We start from the raw sequence: 23,694 nt of genomic DNA, 5'->3' as shown, positions 1-23,694 counted from the left end.
CCTCTCTCAGAATTACTTGGCGAGCCCGAGGTTGGCGTAGTCGATCATGCCGGAGTACCCGTAGTTGATGAACACGTTCGTCACCTTCGGGTTCCGGTAGTAGAGGTTCTTCGCGTACAACATCGGGATGATCGACGCGTCCTCCATGACGGCCTTGTCGATCTCCTGGTAGACCTTGTTGCGCGCGGCCTCGTCCTTCAGCTGCACGACGTCCTTGAACTGCTTCGCGATGGCAGGGAGGTCGATGTGCGAGATGTTGGAGCTACCGGTGCCCTTGAGCGCGCCCGGGTCGGTGATCTGCTGCAGGAAGCCGAAACCGCTCGGGAAGTCGGCCGCCCAGCCGTAGACCATCAGGCCGAGCTGGTTCTTCTTGACGAAGTTCGGGTCGCCGACCACACCGCCGGTGTAGCCGTCCTCCGGGTAGTTCTTGATGTTGACGGTGATGCCGACCTTGGCCAGCGAGGCCTTCACGGACTCGGCTGCCGCCTTCTCCTTGGGCCGCTCGGTGCGGTAGGAGATGTTGGTGGTGAAGCCGTTGGGCTTACCGCACTTGGCCAGGTGCTCCTTGGCCTTGACCGGGTCGCCCTTGCCGTTGTTGTTCGGGTACAGGTCGAACTTCTGGTGCGCCTTCAGGCTCGGCGGCATCAACGTGGAGGCGATGTCACCGCCGGTGGTGCCACCGTAGGCCGCCTGGTAGCCGGTCTTGTCGACGGCGTACTGGACCGCGATGCGGCAGTCCTTGTTGGTGAACGGCTCGACCTGGCGGCTGATGGCCGTGTACCAGAGGAAGCCCGAGGTCGGGTTGTCGGCGTTCTTCTTCAGCTCCGGGTCGGAGAGGATCTTCGACCGGGCGGCGGCGTTGACGCCGTTGCCCTGGACGTCCATGTGGGCGCTGCCGTCCATCTGGCGGTTGTCGACCTCGTCGGCCGCGACGCCCAGCTGAACCTCGATGTTGTCGAGGAGCTGCTTGCGGTTGGGGTCGCTGGTGTCCCAGTTCGGGTTCTTGCTCAGCTTGATCGACTTACCGGGCTCGTAGCTGTCGAGCTTGTACGGGCCGGTGGACACGACGCCCTTGGCGTAGTTGACGCCGCCCTTGGCGCCGGCGTCGGCGGCCTTGGGGACCGGAGCGGTCTGCGGGATCGTGGCCAGGTAGTCGAACTCGGCGAACGGGGCGGCCAGCTTGAAGACCACGGTCTGGTCGTCAGGGGTCTCGACGCCCTTGAAGTTGTCGAGGTTCGGGTCCTTGTACGGGCCCTTGTAGCCGTTGGGGTTGGCCAGGTACTGCCGGAAGTAGACCGGGCCCTTCTCCATGACCTCGGGCGAGTAGTTGCTCCGCGCGACCGCGTACTTCACGTCCTTGGACGTGACCGGCGTGCCGTCGGAGAACTTGATGCCCGGACGCAGCTTGTAGGTCCAGGTCTTCAGGTCGGCGCTCGGCTGGCCGAGGCCGGTCGCGAGGTCCGGCGTGATCTCCAGGTTGCCCTGGCCGCCGACCGACTTGAAGGTCACCAGCGTGCGGGCGTAGAGGCGGCTGAAGTTCCAGGCCGTGGCGTAGTACATGTTGCCCGGGTCGGTCGAGTCGAAGTCGCCCGTCCGGAGCATCTGCAAGGTGCCGCCCTTGGCGTCGCTCGGGTTGACGATCGCCTTGCTGCCCTGGTCGAAGACGCCGCTGCCGCCGCCTTCCTCATCCCCGCCGCCGCAGGCGGCGAGCACGAGGGCGGCGCTGACGCCGACCGCCAGAACGGCGGTGCCCCTCCGTGTCGTTCTTCTCATTGTGTTCGCTCTCCCTTTGGGATCGGTCGAGGTTTCTCGAGGGACAGTGGATGAGGGTCAGCGCGAGGACCGCGGGTCCAGCGCGTCCCGGAGGCCGTCGCCGAAGAGGTTGAAGGCCAGCACGGTGATGAAGATCGCCATGCCCGGGAAGAACATGAAGTGCGGCGCGATCTCGTAGACCTCCTTGGCCTCGTTCAGCATGCCGCCCCAGCTGGGAGTGGGCGGGATGATGCCGACGCCGAGGAAGGACAGCGACGCCTCGAAGATGATGTTGGTGGGGATCATCAGCGTCGCGTAGACGAGGATCGGCGCCCACAGGTTGGGCAGCAGTTCGCGGAAGAGGATGTACGGGGCGCGCGCTCCCATGCTGCGGGCGGCGTCCACGAACTCGCGCTCCCGCAGCGACAGGGTCTGGCCGCGGATGATGCGGCCGATATAGGGCCAGCTGAAGAACCCGATCACGAAGATCAGGAACGCCACCCGCAGCCCGTTGCCCTCCAGCCCGAACGCGCTGTTGGGGAAGACGCCGACGAGGGCGATCGCGAAGAGCAGCAGCGGGAAGGCCAGGAAGATGTCCATGGCGCGGGCGATGAGGGTGTCGACCCAGCCGCCGAAGTAACCGGCGATGACGCCGAAGAAGACACCGAGCACCACCGCGAGCATCGTCGCCAGGAACGAGATCAGCAGCGAGTACTTGGCGCCGTTGACGATGCGGCTGAACATGTCCCGGCCGGCCGGCAGGTCCACGCCGAACCAGTGGTCGGCGCTGATGCCCGAGTGCATGATGCCCGTCTTAGGGCGCGACAGCGTCGGGTCGATCAGGTTGTTGTGCGGCTCGTTGGGGTCGCCCACCAGGAACGGTCCGACGATCGCCATCAGGATCAGCAGCACCACCAGGATGCCGCCGGCCATCGCGACCTTGTCGCGCTTGAGCCGCAACCAGGCGATCTGACCGAGCGAGCGGCCCTGGATCGCCTTGCGTTCGACGCCCGCAAGGACGGCCTCGGGCTGGGCCTCGGCCTCAGACCCGGTCGTCTCGATCGGTGCGGTCACGCTCCGTACCTCCTGCCGTTCGGCCTGTTGGCCACTCCGCCGCCGACCCAACGTCATGCGGCCGCGGAGATCATCCGTTGCCCGTGCCCGTTACGCCGTGTTTGCTGGAGGGAAACCTAGTCCTTCGGGCACGACTGTCCATCGCGTGCGGCGGCCTCTGCTAGTACCCGTATCTGACTTGTGATCTCGTCGTCATCTTGGGCACACGTGGCCTGGACAACACGCAGGACAAACCGCCCAGATATTACGTAGCCGGGCGGCGTGCGCGATGTTGAAACGCCGTCGGCACAGGGAAGCTTTACCGTTCTGAGTCCGATCTGAGATCGATCGTCCGCAGGTCAACGGCGGTGGGCGCAGAATCCGCACAGCAGAAAGGCCGTCCGGCCGCATGGAGGGCGGCCGGACGGCCCGCGTCGGGGTCGCTCGGGCGAGCAGGGGTGAGCGGGCCGCCGGGACAGGTGTGACTCACGGGGACACTGGTGTCTCGGCGGCCCGGTGCTCATCCGGTCCCGCGGTTACGGAACGTCATTCACGGAGACGTCATTTGATGCCGCGGTTGCGGAGGATCTCCTCGATCTCGGCGAGGTCGGGATCCATGGCGGCGGGTGCGCCGCCACTGGACTGCTCGACGGCCTTGTCCGGCTTGCGCTGCTTGGCGGCCTTGGGTGCCTTGCTGCGCTTGGCCCCCTTGCCCTCGTCCACGGCGCCACCGGCCTCGGCCCGGCGGCTCAGCATCACGCCCGAGGTCAGGTAGAGCATGACGGCGAGGCCCGCGAGGACCACGCCGGCCCACTTCACGGGGCTGAAGACCAGCTCCGTCACGAACTCGGTCACGCCGGTCATCGCCGCCGCGGCGGGCACCAGGGACAGGGCGGCGCCGCGCATGCCCGAGGCCGCCCCCCGGCGCTTGTAGACACCCCAGCTGATGACCAGCCCCAGCAGGGTGACGCCATAACTGATCAGCTCGATCATGCGGGCCCCTCAATCCGTGCGATAGTGCTCTCCCCCATCGTCACACGTCCGGAACGCAAGGCCACTCCTCCGAGCGGACGGTTGTCGGACCTGCGGTGTCATCCGGAAGCGTGATCTGTCCCCTAGGGCTCAGGCGTGAGCCAACCAGCATGATCACCCCGGCAGGTATCAGGAGCCGCCAGAAGGCCGCTCAGCGACGGCCGGGTACGAGCCGCTCAGCGCCCGGCGGAGACGAGCGAGGCCAGGAACGGCACGTCGACCTCCTGCAGCGAGCCCACCACCGTGCGGCGCGGGGCGGGCGGCGGGGGCAGCACTCCCGGAACGGCCACCGTCGCGCACCCGGCGGCCTGCGCCGAGGCCAGCCCGTTGGGCGAGTCCTCGATGGCCACGCACCGCACGGGGTCGGCGCCGAGCAGCTCCGCGGCCGTCAGGTAGGGCTCAGGATGCGGCTTGGTGTGCGTCACCTCGTCGCCCACCACCGTGACCGCGAAGAGGTCACGGCCGATGGCGTCGAGGACCGGCTCGGTCAGCGCCCGGTGGCTGGAGGTGACCAGCGCGACCGGGATGTCGGCCTCCCGCAGACCGCACAGCAGCTCCTTGGCGCCGGGCAGCAGCGGGACGTGCGTCGAGAGCAGCTCGATCATGCCGTCCAGCATCCACCGGCCCACCTGCTCCTCGGAGACGCCGGTGCCGGTCTTGGCGACCATGTAGGCGGCGGCGACCGCGAGCGAGCCGCCGACCAGATGTCGCTGGTCGGCCTCGCTCCAGGTGCCGCCCAGGCGCGCCACCACGTCGGTCTCGACCTCGAGCCAGAGCCGTTCGGAGTCGATCAGTGTCCCGTCCATGTCGGCCAGTACGGCCTGCAGTCCCCCCGCCGGGTTCACGCAGCTCCTCTCCTTTGATGGGACGTGCTCAGGTGTTGAAGTACTTGGCCTCGGGGTGGTGGACCACCATCGCGTCGGCGGACTGCTCGGGGACGAGCTGGAGCTCCTCCGACAGCGACACGCCGATCCGCTCCGGCTTGAGCAGCCGCACGAGGGTGGCGCGGTCCTCCAGGTCGGGGCAGGCCGGGTAGCCGAAGGAGTAGCGGGCGCCGCGGTAGCCGAGCTTGAAGAAGTCGTTGACGTCGTCGGCGTCCTCGGCGCCGAAGCCGATCTCCGACCGGACGCGCGCGTGCCAGTACTCCATCAGCGCCTCGGTGAGCTGGACCGACAGGCCGTGCAGCTCCAGGTAGTCGCGGTAGGCGTCCTTGGCGAACAGCTCGGCGGTCGCCTCGGCGACCTTCGACCCGACGGTGACCAGCTGGAAGGCGACCACGTCGGTCTCGCCCGACTCGCGCGAGCGGAAGAAGTCCGCGAGGCACAGGTGCCGGTCGCGGCGCTGGCGCGGGAAGGTGAACCGCTCGCGGTCCGACCCGTCCTCATTGAGGATCACCAGGTCATTGCCCTCGCTCACGGCGGGGAAGTAGCCGTAGACGACCGCTGCCTCGATGAGGCCGTCGGTCTGGACGCGATCCAGCCACATGCGCAGCCGAGGGCGGCCCTCGGTCTCGACGAGCTCCTCGTAGGACGGGCCCTCGCCGCCGCGCGCGGGCTTGAGGCCCCACTGCCCCATGAACGTGGCGCGTTCGTCGAGGAAGGACGTGTAGTCGGCCAGCGGGATGCCCTTGACGATGCGGTCGCCCCAGAACGGCGGCGACGGCACCTTGTTGTCGGCCGCGACGTCGGACCGCGCGGGCATGTCCTCGGGCTCGGTGACCTTGAGGGTGGCGCCCTTCTTGACGCGCCGCTCGCGCAGCGGCGGCAGTGAGGCGCCGTCCTCGCCGCGCTTGACGGCCATGAACGCGTCCATGAGCCGCAGCCCCTCGAACGCGTCGCGCGCGTAGCGGACCTCGCCGTCGTAGAGTCCCGCGAGGTCCTGCTCCACGTACGCCCGCGTCAGCGCCGCGCCGCCGAGCAGCACCGGCCACTCCGAGGCGAGCCCGCGGGAGTTGAGCTCCTCCAGGTTCTCCTTCATGATCACGGTCGACTTCACCAGCAGGCCGGACATGCCGATCACGTCGGCGCGCTCGTTCTTGGCGGCCTCCAGGATCGACGACATCGGCTGCTTGATGCCGAGGTTGACGACCTCGTAGCCGTTGTTGGACAGGATGATGTCGACGAGGTTCTTGCCGATGTCGTGGACGTCGCCCTTGACGGTGGCGAGCACGATGCGGCCCTTGCCGCCGTCCTCGGTCTTCTCCATGTGCGGCTCGAGGTAGGCGACCGCGGTCTTCATGACCTCGGCGCTCTGGAGCACGAACGGCAGCTGCATCTGGCCGGAGCCGAACAGCTCACCGACGGTCTTCATGCCGTCCAGCAGCACGTCGTTGACGATCTCCAGGGCGGGCCGCTGGGTCAGGGCCTCGTCCAGGTCGGCGTTGAGCCCGTCGAGCTCGCCGTCGATGATGCGCCGCTTGAGCCGCTCCCACAGCGGGAGCGAGAGCAGCTCGGCGGCGCGTGCGCCCTTCATGGCCGCGGTGTCGACGCCCTCGAACAGCTCCATGAACGTGATCAGCGGGTCGTAGTCGCCCGCACGTCTGTCGTAAACGAGATCCAGCGCGACCTTGCGCTGCTCCTCGGGGATCCGCGCCGTCGGCAGGATCTTGGAGGCGTGCACGATCGCCGAGTCCAGGCCGGCGTCCACGCACTCGGCCAGGAACACCGAGTTGAGCACGATGCGGGCGGCCGGGTTGAGGCCGAACGACACGTTCGACAGGCCGAGCGTCGTCTGCACCGTCGGGTAGCGGCGCTTGAGCTCGCGGATCGCGTCGATGGTCTCCAGGGCGTCGCGGCGCGACTCCTCCTGGCCGGTGCCGATCGTGAACGTGAGGCAGTCGACGATGATGTCCTCGACCCGCATGCCCCAGGTGCCGGTCAGCTCCTCGATGGTGCGGGCGGCGACGTCGACCTTCCAGTCGGCGGTGCGGGCCTGGCCCTGCTCGTCGATGCACATGACCACGACCGCGGCGCCGTGCTCGCGCACCACCGGCATCAGCCGCGCCATCTTGGAGTCGGGTCCGGTGCCGTCCTCCAGGCTGACCGAGTTGACCACGGCGCGGCCGCCGAGCATCTCCAGCCCGGCCTCCAGCACCGGCGTCTCGGTGGAGTCGAGGACGATCGGCAGGGTGGCCGCGGTGGCGAACCGGAACGCCAGCTCCTTCATGTCGGCGACGCCGTCACGGCCGACGTAGTCGACGCACAGGTCGATCATGTGCGCGCCGTCGCGCGCCTGGTCACGAGCGATCCTGACGCAGTCGTCCCAGCGCTGCTCCAGCATCGCCTCGCGGAAGGCCTTGGAGCCGTTGGCGTTGGTCCGCTCGCCGATCGCCAGGTAGGAGGTGTCCTGGCGGAAGGGGACATGCTGGTAGAGCGAGGCGGCGCCCGCCTCGGGACGGGGCCGGCGGTCGGCCACCTCGCGGCCGCGCACCCGCTCCACGACCTGGCGGAGGTGCTCGGGGGTGGTGCCGCAGCAGCCGCCGACCAGCGACAGCCCGAAGTCGCGGGTGAACATGTCGTGCGCGTCGGCCAGCTCGCCCGGGGTGAGCGGATAGTACGCGCCGTCGGCGGTCAGCTCGGGCAGGCCCGCGTTGGGCATGCAGGACAGGCCGATCCGGGCGTGCCGGGCCAGGTAACGCAGGTGCTCGCTCATCTCGGCCGGGCCCGTGGCGCAGTTGAGACCCATCAGGTCGAGCTCCAGCGGCTCCAGCGCGGTCAGCGCGGCGCCGATCTCCGAACCCATCAGCATGGCGCCGTTCTGCTCGATCGTGACCTGGCCGATCAGCACCGTGTCGGCGCCGGCCGCCTTGATCGCGCGCTTGGCCCCGATCAGCGCGGCCTTGGCCTGGAGGAGGTCCTGGCAGGTCTCCACCAGGATGGCGTCGGCGCCGCCGGTGATCAGTCCCTCGACGTTGCGCTGGTAGGCGTCGCGCAGCGTGGCGAACGGCACGTGCCCGAGGGTGGGCAGCTTGGTGCCGGGCCCGACCGACCCGATCACCCAGCGTGGGCGGTCAGGCGTGGAGTAGGCGTCGGCGACCTCGCGGGCGATGCGCGCCCCGGCCTCCGACAGCTCCTCGATCCGCTCGGTGATGTCGTACTCGCCGAGGTTGCCGAGGTTGGCGCCGAAGGTGTTGGTCTCGACGCAGTCGACGCCGGCGTCGAAGTAGGCCTCGTGGACCGACCGGACGATGTCGGGCCGGGTGACGTTCAGGATCTCGTTGCAGCCCTCGTGCCCCTCGAAGTCGTCCAGGGTGGGGTTGCGGTCCTGGAGCATCGTCCCCATGCCTCCGTCGGCCACGACGACGCGCTTCTGGAGGGCCTGACGCAAGGACTGTGGGTTGGGAGAGCTCATGGTGCCCCACCTTATCCGGGGCCGCTCGCGTCTCTCTCGACAGCGTCCACATGCTGGGAACACTGCGACACAGGTCACGCACGGAACGAGATTGACCCGTGACGCGGGGGTCATCAGACCGATAACGTGCCCACCTGAAACTACTCCCCGGTAAGGAGCGGCATGAGCGCGTACCGCACCATCCTCGTCGGCACCGACGGCTCGGACACCTCGTTCCGCGCGGTCGACAGGGCCGCCCAGCTTGCCGCCGCCACCGGCGCCACGCTGCTGCTCGCCTCCGCCTACCACCCCATGCCCACGCGGGAGCGCCTCACGGCCTCTGACCGTCTGGGCGACCTCGCCTACAAGGTGCAGGGCTCCACGCCGGCGGAGGACGCCCTGCGCGCCGCCCGGGAGCGGGCGATCGCGGCCGGCGCCAAGGACATCGACGAGCTCGCGGTCGAGGGCGACGCCGTCGACGTCATCGCCAAGATCGCCAAGGACCGCGCGGCGGATCTCGTGGTCGTCGGCAACCGCGGCCTCAACAGCCTGGCGGGACGGCTCCTGGGTTCGGTCCCGGCGAACCTTTCGCACCGTTCGCCCTGCGACGTCCTCATCGTCCACACCACGGACGGCAAGTGACCGAACTGTAATCGGTTCCGCCCGGCCACCGGGGACCCCGGAGGTCTGGGCGGCGGGGCGGTGGGGTAGGTCCCCTCAGGACGTAGGCTGACAGCCACCGATCATGAGCGGGCCCCGGAACCCCCCGGGAATGCCGCCCCCCTCGGTGACGCTGTACCCGACGTCGGAAGGAGGCAGCGCGTGGTCGAGCTCGAAAGCGTGCCGGAACTCGTCGACCCGGTGCTCGTGGCCGCTTTTGAAGGGTGGAACGACGCCGGGGAGGCGGCCAGCGGGGTCATCCAGCATCTGGAGAACATCTGGGACGCGGTCCCCATCGCCGAGCTCGATCCGGACGACTACTACGACTTCCAGGTGACCCGGCCGATCATCGAGATGAGCGACGGCGAGAGCCGCGGCATCACCTGGCCGACCACCCGGATCTCCTGGGCCCGCCACCCGACCGGCCGGGACGTGGTCCTCGTGCACGGCATCGAGCCCAACATGCGCTGGCGCTCGTTCTGCCGCGAGCTGGTGGGCCTCATGATGCAGCTCGGCGTGGAGAACGTCGTCCTGCTGGGCGCGCTGCTCGCCGACGCCCCGCACACCCGTCCCGTCCCCGTCACCGGGGCCGCCTCCGAGGCCGGACTGGTCACCACGCTGCACCTGGAGCCCGCCCGCTACGAGGGCCCGACCGGCATCCTCGGCGTGCTGCAGGACGCCTGCGCCAAGGCCGATCTGAGCACCGTGTCGCTCTGGGCGGCGGTGCCGCACTACGTCGCGCAGCCGCCCTCCCCCAAGGCCACTCTCGCGCTGCTCCGCCGGGTCGAGGACCTCCTGGACGTCACGATCCCCCTGGGCGAGCTGCCCGAAGAGGCTCGCGCCTGGGAGAACGGCGTCAACGAGCTGGCCGAGGAGGACTCCGAGGTCGCCGAGTACGTCCGGACCCTGGAGGAGCAGAAGGACGCCGCCGAGCTGCCCGAGGCCAGCGGCGACGCCATCGCCCGAGAGTTCGAACGCTACCTCCGCCGCCGCGACGCGAACTAGATCGCCGGACCGGGCATGGCGCCGGCCTCGGCGCTCGGCTTCGCATCTGCGACGCGGTCGACGCGGGCCGAGCTTGCCGGTCTGCCGTGATCGATCGCCATGCAGGTGGTTTAGGTGGCATTATGCGACAGGTCCAATTAACGGACCGAGAGGGAGCGTCGTGCCGGAGGCTCAGCCGCTGCTGCCGCACGATCCCAGGGGGCTGGGGTCGTACGAGCTGGTGGGCCGGCTGGGGTCGGGTGGCCAGGGCACGGTCTACCTCGGCAGGGGCCCGGACGGCCAGCTGGTCGCGGTCAAGCTGCTGCGCGTGCAGTTCGACGAGGACGGCAGCGCGCGGACCCGGTTCATCCGGGAGGCCGAGGTCGCCAAGCAGGTGGCCCGCTTCTGCACCGCCCAGATCCTCGACGCCGACACGATAGGCGACAGCCCGTACCTGGTCAGCGAGTACGTGGCGGGGCCCGCGCTCAGCACCCAGGTGGAGCGCGCCGGCCCGCTGTCCGGCGGGGCGCTGGACCGGCTGGCGGTCAGCACCGCCAGCGCGCTGGCCGCGATCCACCGTGCCGGCATCGTGCACCGGGACCTCAAGCCCCCCAACGTGCTGCTCGGCCCGGACGGGCCGCGGGTCATCGACTTCGGCCTCTCCCGGATGCTGGACGTGGCGACCGCGGCGAGCAGCAAGGCCTTCGGCACGCCCGCGTACATGGCGCCGGAGCAGATCACCGGCGAGGACGTGGGCGCGGCGGCGGACGTGTTCGCGTGGGGCGCCACGATGACGTTCGCGGCGACCGGGCGTCCCCCGTTCGGCGCGGACTCGATCCACGCGGTGATCCATCGCGTGCTGCACAACGAGCCGGACCTCGGCGCGCTGGACGGCCGCCTGCGCGAGCTGGTGGCGGCGGCGATGGCCAAGGAGCCGGCGGCCAGGCCCACCGCGGCGCAGCTCATGCTCCGCATGGTCGGGCACGATGAGGCTTTTCAGCCGGCCGGGGTCCGGGTCGACGACGGGCCGCTCGTGCCACCGCCCCGCATCGATGATCCGCAGCGCACGGCCGATCCGCAGGAGACCTCCCCCATCGTCCCGCGCCGCCCGAGGGGCAGGCTGGTGGGCACGGTGGCCGTGGTGGGTGCCGCCGCGCTGGTGGGAGCCGGCGGGTTCACGTTCGCGTCCTGGCCCGAGGAGAGGGAACGGGGCAGGCGGGAGCCGGGTGTGGCGGCGCAGGGTGGCGGTGTCGCCGCGCCGACCGTCTCGCCTGAGGTGAAGGCCAGGAAACGCGCGAAGCAGAACGCAGAGAGCGATTCACGGGGCACGGTCTCCACGACGCCGTCCGGCACGCCGAAGGCCAGGACCACCAGGCGTCCCAAGCCGTCCGGCGGCCCCTCCAAGCCGCCGATGCCCAAGCCGAGACCGGTCAGGCTCGGCTCCCCCGATCCGGACCGGTACTGCAAGGCGGGAGACCCGGACAAGTCCGCCGTCTTCCGGAGCGGCCAGTGGTACTGCGTCCACGACACGGGCATCGGGGTCGACACGGTGATCACCATGACCCAGGTCTGCCGGTCGCAGTGGAGCCCGTACGCCGAGGCCAGGCTGGCGGGCGACGCGGACACTCCCGGCGACTGGGAGTGCTACGTCATCGAGTGAGGGATCCCGTTGACTTCACCCACCCGCGACCGCTCCGTTCTCCAGCTCCTGGCCGCTGAGCCGGCGGTCATGCTCGCGGCGGGCCGGGCGCTGCTGCTCCAGGTCGCGCACCCCAAGATCGCCCAGGGTGTGGCCGACCACAGCGATCTGCGCAACCGTCCCCTTGACCGGCTCTTCGGGACCCTGGACTTCCTGACCATCGTCGCGTTCGGCACCGAGGAGGAGGCCGAGAGGATGGGCCGGGCGATCCGCAGGATGCACGAGCGGATCATCGGTCCCGGCTACTCCGGCAACGACCCCGACCTGCAGGTGTGGGTCAACGCCACGCTGATCGACGCGGCCCTTTACGTGTACGAGGACATCCTGCGTTCGCCCAGCGGCGACCTGGCCGCGGCCTACATCGACCAGGCGCGCTACGTCGCCGACGTGCTCGGCTGCCCGCCCGGCGCGCAACCCGCCGACATCGGCGCGTTCCGCCGCTACATGGAGGAGATGACCACGTCGCTCGAGGTGACCGATACCGGCCGGGAGGTCATGCGGGCGGTCCTGTGGTCGCGCAAGCTGCGCTGGCTCTGGCCCGCGCTGTGGTTCAACCGGTTCGTCACCACCGGCCTGCTGCCAGAGCGGTTCCGGGCGCAGTACGGCCTGCCCTGGAGCGACCGCAGGGACCGGGTGCTGTGGTTGCTGCTGCGGTCAGGCGCGTTCTGCTACCGCCTGGTGCCGGGACGGCTGCGCCGAGCGGGCATCCCGCTCATGGTGTGGGCCTCGCGGCGGCGTGTCGCCCGCCGGGCCCGCACGTACGCGGCCGCCAAGTGATCAGAGGGACGTGATCAGAGGGAGACGCCGAGCAGTGCGTCCACGAGGGCTGTGATCTGCCCGGGCGCGGCCTCGTCGGCGCCCTCCCCCGCCGTGGCGCGCTCGGCCCACCGGTCCACCGCGAGCAGCGCGGCGGGCGCGTCCAGGTCGTCGGCCAGGTGGCGGCGGACCGCGTCGGCCGTCTCGGCCGCGGGCGGTCCGGCGGGGAGCCGCACGGCTTCGCGCCACCGGTCCAAGCGGCCCTGCGCGGCGTCGAGCTGGCCGGCGGTCCATTCCCAGTCGGAACGGTAGTGGTGGGCGAGCAGGCCCAGCCGGATGGCCATCGGGTCCGCCCCGGAGCGCCGCAGCTTGGAGACGAACACCAGGTTGCCCTTGGACTTGGACATCTTCTCGCCGTCCAGGGCCACCATCCCCGCGTGCACGTAGGCCTTGGCGTGCGGCCGTTCGCCGGTGGCGACCTGCGCGTGCGAGGCGCCCATCTCGTGGTGGGGGAACGCCAGGTCCGACCCGCCGCCCTCGACGTCGAACGCCATGCCCAGCTGCTCGATCGAGATCGCCGAGCACTCGACATGCCAGCCGGGGCGGCCCATGCCGAACGGCGATTCCCAGCCGGGCTCACCCGGCCGCTGCGCCAACCACAGCAGCGCGTCCAGCGGGTCCTTCTTGCCGGGCCGGTCCGGGTCGCCGCCGCGCTCGGCGAACAGCGGCATCATCCCGGCGCGGTCCAGCCGGCTGACCTGGCCGAAGTCCGGGTCGGCCGCCACCGGGAAGTAGATGTCGCCGTCCACCTCGTACGCGGCGTCCTTGGCCCGCAGCTTCTCGATCATCTCCACGATCAGCGGGATCGCCTCGACGGCGCCGACGTACTGGTCCGGCGGCAGCACGCGCAGCGCGGTCATGTCCTCGCGGAACAGCTCGATCTCACGCTCGGCCAGGTCCCGCCAGTCCTGGCCGGTCTGCTGTGCCCGCTCCAGCAGCGGGTCGTCCACGTCCGTGGCGTTCTGCACGTAGTGCACGGTGTGACCAAGGTCTCGCCACACGCGGTTCACCAGGTCGAACGCGAGGTAGGTGTTGGCGTGCCCGAGATGAGTGGCGTCGTAGGGGGTGATCCCGCAGACGTACATCCGTGCCGTCTCGCCCGGCTGGGTGGGCTTGACCGACCCTGTCCCGGTGTCGTGCAGGTGCAGCTGGAGCGCCGGAGCCGGCAGTCCGATGGCGGGAAGGCTGGGCACTTCGGGTGCAGGCCACGATCGCATACGGAAAAGCTTATCTGCGTCCTACACGTTACAAACCGGCACGGGGGGCTGCTGCTCGATGGCGCTCCCGGGCCTTCGGGCAGCGGCCGGGATCTCTCAGCGCACGCGGCTCCAAGCGCGCGGGTCGCCCGGCGCGGCGGAGAAGTCGTAGCGGAGGCCGTCCCGGGCCAGGGCGACGAGGCTCACCGACGTGGTGCCCCACACCCTCCCGCCGCCGAGGTCGAGGAGAGGCAGCAGCGCCCGCTTGTCGTTGCGCGGGAGGCCGTCACCGTCCACCAAGGGGAGCCACTCGCCCCACGCTTCGGCGGCGGCGCCGCCGAAGCCCGGCTCGGGCCGGGCCGCGGCCGCCAGCCTGGGCCGGAAGTGTGCGATGCGTTCCGACATGAACGAGTCCTCGGAGTCGCCCGTCTCGGGGCCCTCACCTTCGAGACCCCGGTTCACCACCAGGTGCAGGCCCGGGCCGAGGGGCCGTTCGGTGAGCTCGACGCCGTCCCAGCTCCACATCCGCACCGCGCCGGGCCCGGCCCCGATGAGGTGGAACGGGTCGAAGCGCGGCAGGTCGAGGTCGCCCGGCCCGCCGCCGGCCGCGACGAGCAGCGGCAGCTCGCCCCGGGAGGCGCGCACGTTCTCCGGGGCCATCCGGCCTCGGCCGTTGAGCACGCAGGAGGCACGTGGGGAGTCAGGGTCGACGGCGCACCAGGTGCCGCCGGCGCGCAGATCACGCCCGCCGATCAGGCCTGGCCGGCCGGGCCAGTGCGGACCGGGCGGCTCCCAGGGCCGGGCGACGAACTCGTCCCGGACACCTACCAGGAGCACCGGGACGGGGGATGAGGGGTCAACGCTGACGATCGCCGTGCACATGGCGACCATTGGAGCATTGCGGGCAAACCCGTCTGCGCGCGGGTCCCGCGCGGCGCGAATTGTCAGAGGCAGGCGCGAATCGTCAGAGGCAGAGCGTCTACAGGGGCGGCCAGGGGATGGCAGGCCAGTCCTCCGGTGGGTAGGGGTGGATGCGGTGCTTGAGCATCAGCTCCACCCTGCGGCGCGTCGCGTCCACCTCCTCCGCGGTGAGCAGCTCGGCGAGCCTGTCGCCCAGCGGGCCCGTGCGGAGGGCCGACTCGACCCGGCCCAGCGCCTCCAGCGCCTCAGCGGTCAGCGGCTTGCCGCGCCACTGCCACAGCACCGTGCGCAGCTTGTACTCCACCGAGAAGCAGACGCCGTGGTCGCAGCCGTAGACATGCCCGTCGCCCGGCGGCAGGAGATGCCCTATCTTGCGGTCGGCGTTGTTGACGACCGCGTCGAACACCGACATCCGGCGGATCGTGTCGTCGTTCGACCGCGACAGCCCGACCAGGTCGATGTCGGGGTCGGGCTCGACCCACAGCTGCACCATCCCGGGCCCGTACGGGCCGTCGCGGTGGACCGTCGGCGGCACCAGGTGCCAGCCCATCGCCTCCGACACCGCGTAGGCGGCGACCTCGCGGTCGGCCAGCGTCCCGTCGGGGAAGTCCCACAGCGGCCGCTCGCCGGCGACCGGCTTGTAGACGCAGGCGGCCTGCGTCCCGTCCCATTCCACCGAGCAGTAGAGGGTGGCGTTGGAGGCCTGGACGAGGCGGCCCTCGACGTTGAGCCGGCCCCGCAGCAGAAGCCGCTCGGCGCCCTCGACGTCGTGCGGCGAGACGGACTTGCCCCCGGTGGGGGTGCGATCCCGGGAGGACTGCGTCATGCGTTCATTCTCCAGGGCACCACGGTCATGATCCAGCACAGGGCCATCTCAACCGAGATGCCCGTTTTGGCGTGGGCAGATGTGGCCGGCCGCGTCGAGCGGAAGGCCGCACAGGGGACAGGGTGGACGGCCCGCGGCCACCACCTTGAGGGCCCGCTCCGCAAAGGCGCGCGCCTGGGCGGCGGTGATGCGGACCCGCAGCACGACGATGGCCGGATCGTCCTCGCCGACCTCGGGCTCCTCGGCCTCCTCGGTGACCTCCTGGGCCTCGATGATGACGCGCTCGTCCTCCGGGTCCCAGGCGAGCGCCATGGTGCCGACCTTGAACTCCTCCTCCACCGGCTGGTCGAGCGGCTCGTCGTCGCGCAGCTCCGACGGGGCGACCGCGGGCACCGCGGCGCTGCCGCCGCTGCGCCGCAGCACCTCGTCCAGCAGCTCCTCCAGGCGTTCGGCGAGCAGCGTCACCTGGAACTTCTCCAGGGCGACGCTGGTGACCCGCGGACCGGAGCGGGCCTGCAGGAAGAAGGCGCGCTCCCCCGGCTGCCCGACGGCGCCGGCGACGAACCTGTCCGGCAGTTCATAGGAGATGACCGGCATGACCACGACCCTACGCGCCGCCGCCGACGGGCGCGTCACCGTCCCCTCCGCCTGGGCTCCCGCCGTTCGCGGCGGGCTTGGGGATCAGGTCCGCCACGCCGCCGCCGGTGTCGTTCAGCCGGACCACGAACGGCCGCAGCTCGGTGTAGCGGATCACGGTGAGCGAGGCGGGGTCGGCCTGGATCCGCTGGAACTGGTCAAGGTGCAGGCCGAGCGCGTCGGCCACGATCGCCTTGATGATGTCGCCGTGGCTGCAGACCGCGTACATCGCGTCCGGCCCGTGCTCGGCCGCCACGCGCTCGTTCCAGTCCCTGACACCCTCGACGGCGCGATGCTGCGCGGCGGCCAGGGACTCGCCGTCCTCACCCGGGAAGCGCGCGGCGCTCGGATGCGCCTGCACGACCCGCCACAGCGGCTCCTTGGCCAGCTCCTCCAGGGGCCGCCCGGTCCAGTCGCCGTACCGCACCTCGCCGAACCGCTCGTCCACCTCGATCTTCTCGATCGGGTCGCCGTGCCCGGCGGCGATCGCCTCGGCGGTCTCCAGGCACCGGTCGAGCGGGCTGGACACGACCGCCCGCAGCGGCAGACCGGCGATCCGCGCGCCCAGGTCCCGGACCTGGGTACGGCCGCGCTCGTCGAGGTGCAGGTCGGGGGTCCAGCCGGCGAGCACGGGGCCCGTCAGCGCGGTGAGGCCGTGCCGCACCAGCAAGAGCGTCGTCACAGCACGCACTCTACGAGACCCGCCGTCCAGGAGTGATCATTACGCGTTCTTTGACTTATCAGGAACAATGCCGAGGGTGATTGTGGACAAGGCGATCTACACCGCCGGAGCACGCCAGGAGATCGACGGCGACATCAGCGACGCCTTCGACCTCGCCAGGACGAAGGGCGACTGCTTCGCGTGGATCGGCATGTTCGAGCCGACCGAGGACGAGTTCGAGCTCATCCGCGAGGAGCTCAAGCTCCACCCGCTGGCCGCCGAGGACGCGGTCTCCGCCCACCAGCGGCCCAAGCTGGAGCGCTACGACGACACGCTCTTCATCGTGCTCAAGTCACTCGCCTACCACGACGAGACGTCCGACATCGAGCTCGGCGAGATCCAGATGTTCCTCGGCAAGGACTTCGTGGTGACGGTCCGGCACGGCCCCGGCAACCCGCTCGGCAAGGTGCGCAAGCGGCTGGAGAACGACCCCGAGCTCCTCAGGCACGGCGCCGCTGCCGTCCTGTACGCCGTCTGCGACGAGGTCGTCGACCACTACGGCGTCGTCGCGCACGAGGTGGAGCAGGACATCATCAACCTGGAACGTGCGGTGTTCGATCCGCACGCCGCCGACGTCACCGAGGACATCTACTCCCTCAAGCGCGAGGTGCTGGAGTTCCGCGGCGCGGAGGACCCGCTGATCCCCGTGCTCCAGGACATCGTCAGAGGCCGCGTCGCCGAGTGCGGCACGACCCGCGAGTACTTCCGCGACGTCCTGGACCACCTGCTGCGCGTGGACGGCATGGTCGACGCCCACAACGAGCTGCTCAACAGCGCGCTCACCGCGCACCTGGCCCTGCTGGGCAGGCAGCAGAACGAGGACATGCGCAAGATCTCCTCGTGGGCCGCCATCATCGCCGTCCCGACCGCCATCGCCGGGATCTACGGCATGAACTTCAAGCACATGCCCGAGCTGAACTGGATCATCGGATACCCGCTGGCCCTCATCGTGATGGCGGTGGCCTGCCGCATCGTCTACCGCAAGCTGCGCAAGAACGGCTGGCTCTAGGACTGCGGGGGCTTGCCGCGAGAGGCACGAGCCAGGAAACCGGCCCAGAGGTGGGCCTCGGCTCCCCCGGACTCCAGGCGGCGGCGAATGCCCTCGATGGTCCCGGTGGTGGGCAGCGCCAGCCAGATCATCAAGGGGTAGCCGAGCACGAAGCCGACGGCGAACAGCAGCTCGCTGTGGCCGATCATGGCGAGCGGCAGGCCCAGCAGGATGATGCCCTCAGTGAGCGCGAAACGCAGGAGCAGGGCCTGGCGGAACTGCAGCATGGCCGTCTCCACCGCCGCCATCCGCTCCTGCCCCGGCTCCATGGGGCGCGGTACGCGCGGCCCTACCAGCACGGCCAGCAGCACGCCCGCGGCCAGCGGCAGGTAGAACCACCATGGCGCGTCGCCCAGCCTCCCCTTGCCGTCCTGGACGATCAGCGGGGTGATGGCGGCGATCAGCACCGGCGCGACGAGCAGGACGAGCATCATCGTCCGCAACCGCCCGAGCAGCGTCCCCGACCGCATCGACGCGGCGAATCCCGGGTCGTCGGCACGGCTCGCCCCGAACACCGGCTCGGCGATCCGCCCGCCGTCGCCCGGGAAGGGCGATGGCGAGTACATCGGAAACTGCGGGGGCGCCATGGTGGCGAACTCTAACCCGATACCGGGCTGATCGGGAGCCTTGCGGAGGTCAGGTCGCCGTGATCGTCCCGGCGGCCAGCAGGCCCATGATGATGCCGCCGAGCGCCACCCGGTAGTAGACGAAGACCATCATCGAGTGCCGGGTGAGGTATTTCAGCAGCCAGGCGATGCAGGCGTACCCGACCACGAACGACACCACCGTGGCGACGATCGTCGGCACGAGCTGCAGGCCGCCCTCGAACGCGTGCCGCATCTCGAAGGCGCCCGACAGCACCACCGCGGGCACCGAGAGCAGGAACGAGTAGCGCGCCGCGGCCTCACGCGTGTAGCCGAGGAAGAGCGCACCGGTCATCGTGGAGCCCGAGCGCGAGGAGCCGGGGATCAGCGACAGGCACTGGAACGCGCCGATGATCAGGCCGTCCCGCAGGTTCAGATCGGCGACCTCGCGCTTGCGGTTCCCGGCCCATTCGGACACCATCAGCAGCAGGCCCATCAGGATCAGCGTGGTCGAGTTGATCCACAGATTCCGCGACGGGCCCTCGATGAAGTCGCTGAACGCCAGGCCGCAGACGCTGATCGGGATCGTGCCGAGGCCGATGTACCAGCCCATCCGGGCGTCCTGGTGACGCCGCAGGTCCGGGGTCCACAGGCTCTTGGTCCAGGTGGTGGCGATCTTCACCAGGTCGCGCCAGAAGTAGATGATGACGGCCGCCATCGTGCCGAGCTGGATCACAGCGGTGAAGGGCGCTCCCGGATCGTCCCACCCCATGAACTTGGGGACGAAGAGCAGGTGACCCGAGCTGGAGATCGGCAGGAACTCGGTGAGTCCCTGGACGATTCCGAGCACGGTCGCTTCCACGACGTTCACTAGGTGAGATTCCCCTCAAGCGCGAATCGGGCGCCGGCGCATGTTCCGAACGGAAGCGTAGCGGTCACCAGGCGGCGCGCGTGCCGCACCCACGGTGGACCGCTCCCGTTCCCCGATACATTGACGCCCTATGGAACAGCGTCACCTCGGCCGGAGCGGACTGCTGGTGTCCCGGCTGGGTCTGGGCACCATGACGTGGGGCCAGGACACCGACCCGGACGAGGCGGCGGCGCAGCTCGCCGCGTTCGTCGAAGCCGGGGGCACCCTCGTGGACACCGCCGACGTCTACAGCGAGGGCGACAGCGAGCGGATCCTCGGGCACCTCCTGCGCGAGCTGGTGGACCGCGACGAGATGGTCGTCGCGACCAAGGCCGCGATCCGCCCGAACGGACGCTACGACGCCTCCCGGCGCCACCTGCTCGGCGCTCTGGACGCCTCGCTGGACCGGCTGGGCCTGGAGTACGTGGACCTGTGGCAGCTGCACGTGTACGACCCGGCGACCCCGATCGAGGAGACGCTGTCGGCCCTCGACGAGGCGATCGTCTCCGGCCGGACCCGCTACGTCGGGGTGTCGAACTACACCGGCTGGCAGCTGGCCAAGGCCGCCGCCTGGCAGAAGGCCTGGCCCGGCCGCGCCCCCATCGTGTCCGCGCAGCTGGAGTACTCGCTGCTGCGCCGGGACATCGAGCGCGAGGTCGTGCCGGCCGCCGTCGACGCCGGGACCGGCCTGCTGCCGTGGTCCCCGCTGGGCCGCGGGGTGCTCACCGGCAAGTACCGCACCGGCATCCCGGCCGATTCGCGGGCGGCCGCACCGCACTTCACCGAGTTCGTGCAGCCGTACCTCGACGAGGAGTGCGCCCGGATCGTGGAGTCGGTGGTGACCGCCGCCGAGGGGCTCGGCGTCTCGCCGCTGAGCGTGGCGCTCAGCTGGGTCCGCGACCGCCCCGGCGTGATCGCGCCGATCGTCGGCGCGCGGACGGCGGCGCAACTCGCGGTGGCGCTGGAGAGTGAGGGACTCACCCTCCCCCACTCGATCCGGTCCGCGCTGGACGACGTTTCCGATCTCGCTACGGGGAACCCGTGACCGATTCCGACCTCACCGAACTCTTCACCGCCACCGGCGTGCCCGCCGCGTTCGCCGCCCGTGCCGCCGCGCGGCTCGGTGGCGACGCCGCCGCGCGCCTGCGCGACGACCCCTGGCGGCTGCTGCGCGTGCCGGGCGTCCGGCCGCAGCAGGCCGACCACTTCGCCCGCCAGGTGCTCGGCGACGCGGCCAGACCCGACGATCCGCGCCGGGGCCGTGCGCTGGTCGAGCATCTGCTCACCGAGGCCGCGCGGCAGGGCCACACCGTGACGCCCGCCGCCGACGTCGAGTCGGTACTGGCCAAGCTCCGCATTCCCGATTCCCGCAAGGCGATCGACGACGCACTGGACGAAGCCGAGGTCCTCTCGCTCACCGAGGAACCCGAATTCGACGAGGCCGCGTTCGACGACGACGAGGCGGACCTGCCCGAGCCCGAGGAGACGCTCGGGCTGGCCCGGTGGGCGCTTCCCGAGGAGGCGGCGGCCGAGGGCTTCCAGCGGCTCAACGCGACCGCGAGTCCGCTCATGGACGACGTCGCCGTCAAGGAGGCCCGCGCAGGCCTTCCCGAAGACCGTTCCCTCGCCCTCACCGCTTCGCTGCGCACGGGCGTCTGCCTGCTGCGGGGCACACCGGACGATCTCGCCGAGACCGCGCTCCTCCTCGCCGGGGCGGCGACGGCGAACGGCCTGCGCGCGGCCGTGGTGACCGCGACCGAAAGCGCTGCCGCCTACCTCCGCGGCGAAGGGAGGAAGGGCGGCGACGAGGACTTCGCGGTCGTGGGGTTGCACCGGCTGCTGGAGCCGGTGGAGGACGCTCCGGCGGCGCCCGGGGCCGTGGTGTTCGGGCGCGGCGAGCAGCGGCCGTTCGAGCTTGACCTCGTGGTGCTGCCGGACGCGGCGGGCCTGGATGTCGAGCTGGCCGCCGTGCTGGTGGAGGCGTGCGCGGACGGGACGCACCTGGTCTTGGGCGGTGAGCCCGGAGCGCTGCCGCCCAGCGGGCCCGGGCAGGTCCTCGGCGATCTGGCGGCGTCGGAGACCGTGCCGGTCATCGACCTCGAACCGGCGCAGGCCGCCGATCCGCTCGCCACGCTCACCGCGGCCGTGCGCGCGGGAGAGCTCGTGCCGGTCGACGCGCCTGGCAAGGAGGTCGTGATCGTCCCGGCCGCCGGCGCCTCCGAGGCCGTGCACCGGACGGTCCAGCTCGTCACCGACTCGATCCCTCGCGCTCTGGGCATCCCCCTCGACGACGTGCAGGTCGTGGCGCCCGCGACCGGCGGCGAGGCGGGCACCACCGCGCTCAACGCCGCGCTGAAGGCGCGCGTCAACCCTGGGCCCGGCGCGTACGGAGGCTTCGACCCGGGTGACCGTGTCGTCGTGGTGGCGCCCCTCCCGCAGGCCGCCGTGGGCGAGACCGGGACGGTCACCGGCGCCGCGGACGGCGCCCTCCAGATCGCCTTCGCCGGAGGCACCGCCGCCGTCCCTGCCGCGCTGACCGGGCGGCTGCGGCACGGCTGGGCGGTCACGGTGGCCCAGGGCCGGGGAACGCGGCGTCCCGCCGTGGTGGCCGTCATGTCCGACGGCGCGGGGCTCTCGCGTCCGCTCGTGGCCACCGTCTTCGGACTGGCGCGGCGGCATCTCTCGGTCGTCCAGGCCGCCGGCCCGGCGCTGGCCCGTGCCGTCCGCGAGACGGGCGCTCCCGCCCGGCGCACCAGGCTGGCGAAGCTCCTCACGCAGTGAGGCGGGTGCACTGAGCGGGGTGGAATAAGTCGGTGTTTACTACCGGGGCCGTTTGGGGCACGATCGCATCCAATGGCACCCCCGTGACGGGAACACCCGGACCCGTTATCGTGGGGCCCGCACTCGTTGGACAATGTGTCAACAAGTGCCGGGGTCAACAACTGCATCACCGGCGGCATGGGGAGTGACGCGGCATGGGGAGTGGCATGGCGCAGGGGCGGCGGCGCTTCAGACGGTTCGGCTCGACCACCACCGCGGTGTCGGCGGGCGCTCTGGTGCTGGTGTTCCTGGGGGCACCGGCGGCGTACGCGGGCACGGCGGCGGCGCCGAAGACCTGTAAGAAGGGCACCGACCCGAAGAGCACCATCGAGAATTGGAAATGCCAGCTCGGAAACTGGCGCGAGAGCCTCACGCCCAAGAAGCCGCAGACCACGCCGAAGCCTTCGCCCTCGAAGAAGCCCCCGCTGAAGCCGGACTCCAGCGGGAAGGGCGGCAAGTCCTCCAAGGGCTCCGGCTCGCCGGGGAAGTCGGGCGGCGACAGCGGCAACAGCGGTCAGGGCCAGCAGGGCTCCGGCCCTGCGACGCTCAGCCAGCCCGGCAGCGTCCGGCCCTACACGCCCTCGGCGAACACCACGCCCAACCTGCCGGGCGTGCTGCCGACCCCTGAGGTCGCCGCGGACCCGCGTGCCTACATGCAGCAGCCCGGCACTCCCCAGACCCGGCTCATTTCGCCTGTGGCGGCCTCGGAGCGCCAGGACGGCGAGGTGATGTGGGTCGCCGCGGCCGCCGGCGCCGCGGGCGCCGTGGGCGCGCTCAACCTCAGTGTCCTCGGCCGCCGCCTGCGGCGCCGCGCCGAGTCAGGAGCCTGACCCCGGGCGGACCCGGACACGACGACGGGCCCCGTTCCCTCCCTGTGGAGAGGAACGGGGCCCGTCGATGCGTTCGCGTAACCCGCCCGCCCTAGCCGGGTGCGCCGATGGCGTGCAGGCCGCCGTCGACGTGCACGATCTCGGCGGTGGTCGCCGGGAACCAGTCCGACAGCAGCGCGACGCAGGCGCGCGCCGTGGGGTCGCTGTTCTTGACGTCCCAGCCGAGGGGCGCGGCCTGGGGCCACATCTCGACCATGCCCTCGAAGCCCGGGATGCTCTTGGCGGCCATCGTGGCCAGCGGCCCGGCGGCGACCAGGTTGACGCGGACGCCCTGCGGCCCGAGGTACTTGGCGAGGTAGCGGGCGCACGACTCCAGGCCCGCCTTGGCGACGCCCATCCAGTCGTACACGGGCCAGGCCTTGGTGGCGTCGAAGTCCAGGCCGACCACCGAGCCGCCCTCCTTCATCAGCGGCAGGCAGGCCATGGTCAGCGCCTTGAGCGAGAACGTGGAGGCGTGCACCGCGGTCGCCACGTCCTCCCACGGCGTCTCCAGGAAGTTGCCGCCGAGGGCGGACTGCGGGGCGAACCCGATCGCGTGCACGACACCGTCCAGGCGGTCGAAGCCGACCTCCTGGAGGTTGCCGGCGAGGGCGTCGAGCTGCTCGGTGTTCATCACGTCGAGCTCGATCACCGGCGGCGGCGAGTCCGGGCCGGACGGCAGCCGCTTGGCGGTGCGCTGGGTCAGCGTCGGGCGCGGGTAGGCGGTGAGGACGACCTCCGCGCCCTGCTCCTGCGCGACCCGCGCGACGTGGAAGCCGATCGAGGCGTCGGTGAGGACACCGGTGACCAGGATGCGCTTGCCTTCGAGGATTCCCAT

At 70.8% G+C, this 23,694-nt stretch carries 21 protein-coding genes; 8 read left to right on the top strand and 13 right to left on the bottom strand.

What is annotated here, in order from left to right; genetic code table 11:
* Positions 1 to 12: 12 nt before the first annotated feature.
* The 5 genes from F8566_RS14380 to metH all read right to left on the bottom strand — a co-directional run bounded on the left by F8566_RS14380 (position 13) and on the right by metH (position 8,187).
* The gene (locus tag F8566_RS14380) at positions 13 to 1,773 is read right to left on the bottom strand and encodes an ABC transporter substrate-binding protein (protein ID WP_151560714.1); all 1,761 of its coding nucleotides are present in this window, start codon (positions 1,771 to 1,773) and stop codon (positions 13 to 15) included.
* Positions 1,774 to 1,830: 57 nt separating this feature from the next.
* Positions 1,831 to 2,826 carry an ABC transporter permease gene (locus F8566_RS14375; protein ID WP_151560713.1) on the bottom strand — a complete coding sequence of 332 codons (996 nt, stop codon included), beginning with the start codon at positions 2,824 to 2,826 and terminating at the stop codon, positions 1,831 to 1,833.
* 540 nt (positions 2,827 to 3,366) lie between these two features.
* Positions 3,367 to 3,798, bottom strand: a complete 432-nt coding sequence (locus F8566_RS14370) for a hypothetical protein (RefSeq protein ID WP_151560712.1) — start codon at positions 3,796 to 3,798, stop codon at positions 3,367 to 3,369.
* Between the two features lie 215 nt (positions 3,799 to 4,013).
* The gene (locus F8566_RS14365) at positions 4,014 to 4,682 is read right to left on the bottom strand and encodes an HAD family hydrolase (RefSeq protein ID WP_151560711.1); all 669 of its coding nucleotides are present in this window, start codon (positions 4,680 to 4,682) and stop codon (positions 4,014 to 4,016) included.
* A gap of 28 nt (positions 4,683 to 4,710) precedes the next feature.
* A complete protein-coding gene (gene metH / locus F8566_RS14360; RefSeq protein WP_151560710.1) occupies positions 4,711 to 8,187 on the bottom strand; it encodes a methionine synthase in 3,477 nt (1,158 codons plus the stop codon).
* Between the two features lie 162 nt (positions 8,188 to 8,349).
* Here metH and F8566_RS14355 point away from each other — a divergent pair, with 162 nt between their 5' ends.
* From F8566_RS14355 to F8566_RS14340, 4 genes are all read left to right on the top strand, one after another.
* Complete coding sequence (locus F8566_RS14355) at positions 8,350 to 8,808, top strand: universal stress protein (RefSeq protein ID WP_151560709.1); 459 nt, start codon at positions 8,350 to 8,352, stop codon at positions 8,806 to 8,808.
* A gap of 180 nt (positions 8,809 to 8,988) precedes the next feature.
* Positions 8,989 to 9,831, top strand: coding sequence for a PAC2 family protein (locus F8566_RS14350; protein WP_151560708.1), 843 nt, complete (start codon positions 8,989 to 8,991; stop codon positions 9,829 to 9,831).
* A 160-nt stretch (positions 9,832 to 9,991) separates the two neighbouring features.
* Positions 9,992 to 11,470, top strand: coding sequence for a serine/threonine-protein kinase (locus tag F8566_RS14345; protein ID WP_225993168.1), 1,479 nt, complete (start codon positions 9,992 to 9,994; stop codon positions 11,468 to 11,470).
* A 9-nt stretch (positions 11,471 to 11,479) separates the two neighbouring features.
* Entirely contained in the window at positions 11,480 to 12,286 is an 807-nt protein-coding gene (locus F8566_RS14340) for an oxygenase MpaB family protein (protein ID WP_225993167.1), read from the top strand.
* Between the two features lie 14 nt (positions 12,287 to 12,300).
* On the opposite strand, the gene mshC is transcribed toward F8566_RS14340, so the two are convergent.
* The 5 genes from mshC to F8566_RS14315 all read right to left on the bottom strand — a co-directional run bounded on the left by mshC (position 12,301) and on the right by F8566_RS14315 (position 16,586).
* Entirely contained in the window at positions 12,301 to 13,542 is a 1,242-nt protein-coding gene (mshC, locus tag F8566_RS14335; RefSeq protein ID WP_151560707.1) for a cysteine--1-D-myo-inosityl 2-amino-2-deoxy-alpha-D-glucopyranoside ligase, read from the bottom strand.
* A gap of 96 nt (positions 13,543 to 13,638) precedes the next feature.
* The gene (locus F8566_RS14330; RefSeq protein WP_151560706.1) at positions 13,639 to 14,403 is read right to left on the bottom strand and encodes an NRDE family protein; all 765 of its coding nucleotides are present in this window, start codon (positions 14,401 to 14,403) and stop codon (positions 13,639 to 13,641) included.
* 97 nt (positions 14,404 to 14,500) lie between these two features.
* The gene (locus tag F8566_RS14325; protein ID WP_151560705.1) at positions 14,501 to 15,268 is read right to left on the bottom strand and encodes an SCO1664 family protein; all 768 of its coding nucleotides are present in this window, start codon (positions 15,266 to 15,268) and stop codon (positions 14,501 to 14,503) included.
* Between the two features lie 48 nt (positions 15,269 to 15,316).
* Positions 15,317 to 15,865 carry a DUF3090 domain-containing protein gene (locus tag F8566_RS14320; RefSeq protein ID WP_151560704.1) on the bottom strand — a complete coding sequence of 183 codons (549 nt, stop codon included), beginning with the start codon at positions 15,863 to 15,865 and terminating at the stop codon, positions 15,317 to 15,319.
* A gap of 10 nt (positions 15,866 to 15,875) precedes the next feature.
* Positions 15,876 to 16,586: a histidine phosphatase family protein gene (locus F8566_RS14315; protein WP_151560703.1), complete on the bottom strand. Its 711-nt coding sequence runs from the start codon at positions 16,584 to 16,586 to the stop codon at positions 15,876 to 15,878.
* A 76-nt stretch (positions 16,587 to 16,662) separates the two neighbouring features.
* Between F8566_RS14315 and corA the strand changes: the two genes are divergently transcribed.
* Complete coding sequence (gene corA / locus F8566_RS14310) at positions 16,663 to 17,634, top strand: magnesium/cobalt transporter CorA (RefSeq protein ID WP_225993166.1); 972 nt, start codon at positions 16,663 to 16,665, stop codon at positions 17,632 to 17,634.
* Here the strand turns inward: corA and F8566_RS14305 are convergent.
* Complete coding sequence (locus F8566_RS14305; protein ID WP_151560701.1) at positions 17,631 to 18,260, bottom strand: hypothetical protein; 630 nt, start codon at positions 18,258 to 18,260, stop codon at positions 17,631 to 17,633. The two genes, corA and F8566_RS14305, sit on opposite strands and share 4 nt — an antisense overlap.
* Positions 18,261 to 18,309: 49 nt before the next feature.
* Positions 18,310 to 19,128, bottom strand: coding sequence for an undecaprenyl-diphosphate phosphatase (locus F8566_RS14300; protein ID WP_151560700.1), 819 nt, complete (start codon positions 19,126 to 19,128; stop codon positions 18,310 to 18,312).
* Positions 19,129 to 19,258: 130 nt separating this feature from the next.
* Between F8566_RS14300 and F8566_RS14295 the strand changes: the two genes are divergently transcribed.
* From F8566_RS14295 to F8566_RS14285, 3 genes are all read left to right on the top strand, one after another.
* Positions 19,259 to 20,212 (top strand): aldo/keto reductase, encoded by a 954-nt coding sequence (locus tag F8566_RS14295; RefSeq protein ID WP_151560699.1) that lies wholly within the window; start codon positions 19,259 to 19,261, stop codon positions 20,210 to 20,212.
* Positions 20,209 to 21,948: an ATP-dependent DNA helicase gene (locus F8566_RS14290; protein WP_151560698.1), complete on the top strand. Its 1,740-nt coding sequence runs from the start codon at positions 20,209 to 20,211 to the stop codon at positions 21,946 to 21,948. The genes F8566_RS14295 and F8566_RS14290 overlap by 4 nt, the downstream gene beginning before the upstream one ends.
* A 194-nt stretch (positions 21,949 to 22,142) precedes the next feature.
* Complete coding sequence (locus F8566_RS14285) at positions 22,143 to 22,817, top strand: hypothetical protein (RefSeq protein WP_151560697.1); 675 nt, start codon at positions 22,143 to 22,145, stop codon at positions 22,815 to 22,817.
* A 91-nt stretch (positions 22,818 to 22,908) separates the two neighbouring features.
* On the opposite strand, the gene fabI is transcribed toward F8566_RS14285, so the two are convergent.
* Positions 22,909 to 23,694: an enoyl-ACP reductase FabI gene (gene fabI / locus F8566_RS14280; RefSeq protein ID WP_151560696.1), complete on the bottom strand. Its 786-nt coding sequence runs from the start codon at positions 23,692 to 23,694 to the stop codon at positions 22,909 to 22,911.

It is taken from the genome of Actinomadura rudentiformis (assembly GCF_008923185.1).
GTDB classification, from domain to species: Bacteria; Actinomycetota; Actinomycetes; order Streptosporangiales; family Streptosporangiaceae; genus Spirillospora; species Spirillospora rudentiformis.
The sequence above is the reverse complement of the archived record's forward strand: the minus strand, read 5'-3'. Positions and strand labels throughout refer to the sequence as shown.

What these genes read in the sequence shown, in the direction of transcription:
- mshC (WP_151560707.1), bottom strand. Translation starts at nt 13,542, where the DNA reads ATGCGATCGTGGCCTGCACCCGAAGTGCCCAGCCTTCCCGCCATCGGA.
- metH (WP_151560710.1), bottom strand. Translation starts at nt 8,187, where the DNA reads ATGAGCTCTCCCAACCCACAGTCCTTGCGTCAGGCCCTCCAGAAGCGC.
- F8566_RS14370 (WP_151560712.1), bottom strand. Translation starts at nt 3,798, where the DNA reads ATGATCGAGCTGATCAGTTATGGCGTCACCCTGCTGGGGCTGGTCATC.
- F8566_RS14330 (WP_151560706.1), bottom strand. Translation starts at nt 14,403, where the DNA reads ATGTGCACGGCGATCGTCAGCGTTGACCCCTCATCCCCCGTCCCGGTG.
- F8566_RS14325 (WP_151560705.1), bottom strand. Translation starts at nt 15,268, where the DNA reads ATGACGCAGTCCTCCCGGGATCGCACCCCCACCGGGGGCAAGTCCGTC.
- F8566_RS14295 (WP_151560699.1), top strand. Translation starts at nt 19,259, where the DNA reads ATGGAACAGCGTCACCTCGGCCGGAGCGGACTGCTGGTGTCCCGGCTG.
- F8566_RS14320 (WP_151560704.1), bottom strand. Translation starts at nt 15,865, where the DNA reads ATGCCGGTCATCTCCTATGAACTGCCGGACAGGTTCGTCGCCGGCGCC.
- F8566_RS14305 (WP_151560701.1), bottom strand. Translation starts at nt 18,260, where the DNA reads ATGGCGCCCCCGCAGTTTCCGATGTACTCGCCATCGCCCTTCCCGGGC.
- F8566_RS14380 (WP_151560714.1), bottom strand. Translation starts at nt 1,773, where the DNA reads ATGAGAAGAACGACACGGAGGGGCACCGCCGTTCTGGCGGTCGGCGTC.
- F8566_RS14285 (WP_151560697.1), top strand. Translation starts at nt 22,143, where the DNA reads ATGGGGAGTGGCATGGCGCAGGGGCGGCGGCGCTTCAGACGGTTCGGC.
- F8566_RS14355 (WP_151560709.1), top strand. Translation starts at nt 8,350, where the DNA reads ATGAGCGCGTACCGCACCATCCTCGTCGGCACCGACGGCTCGGACACC.
- fabI (WP_151560696.1), bottom strand. Translation starts at nt 23,694, where the DNA reads ATGGGAATCCTCGAAGGCAAGCGCATCCTGGTCACCGGTGTCCTCACC.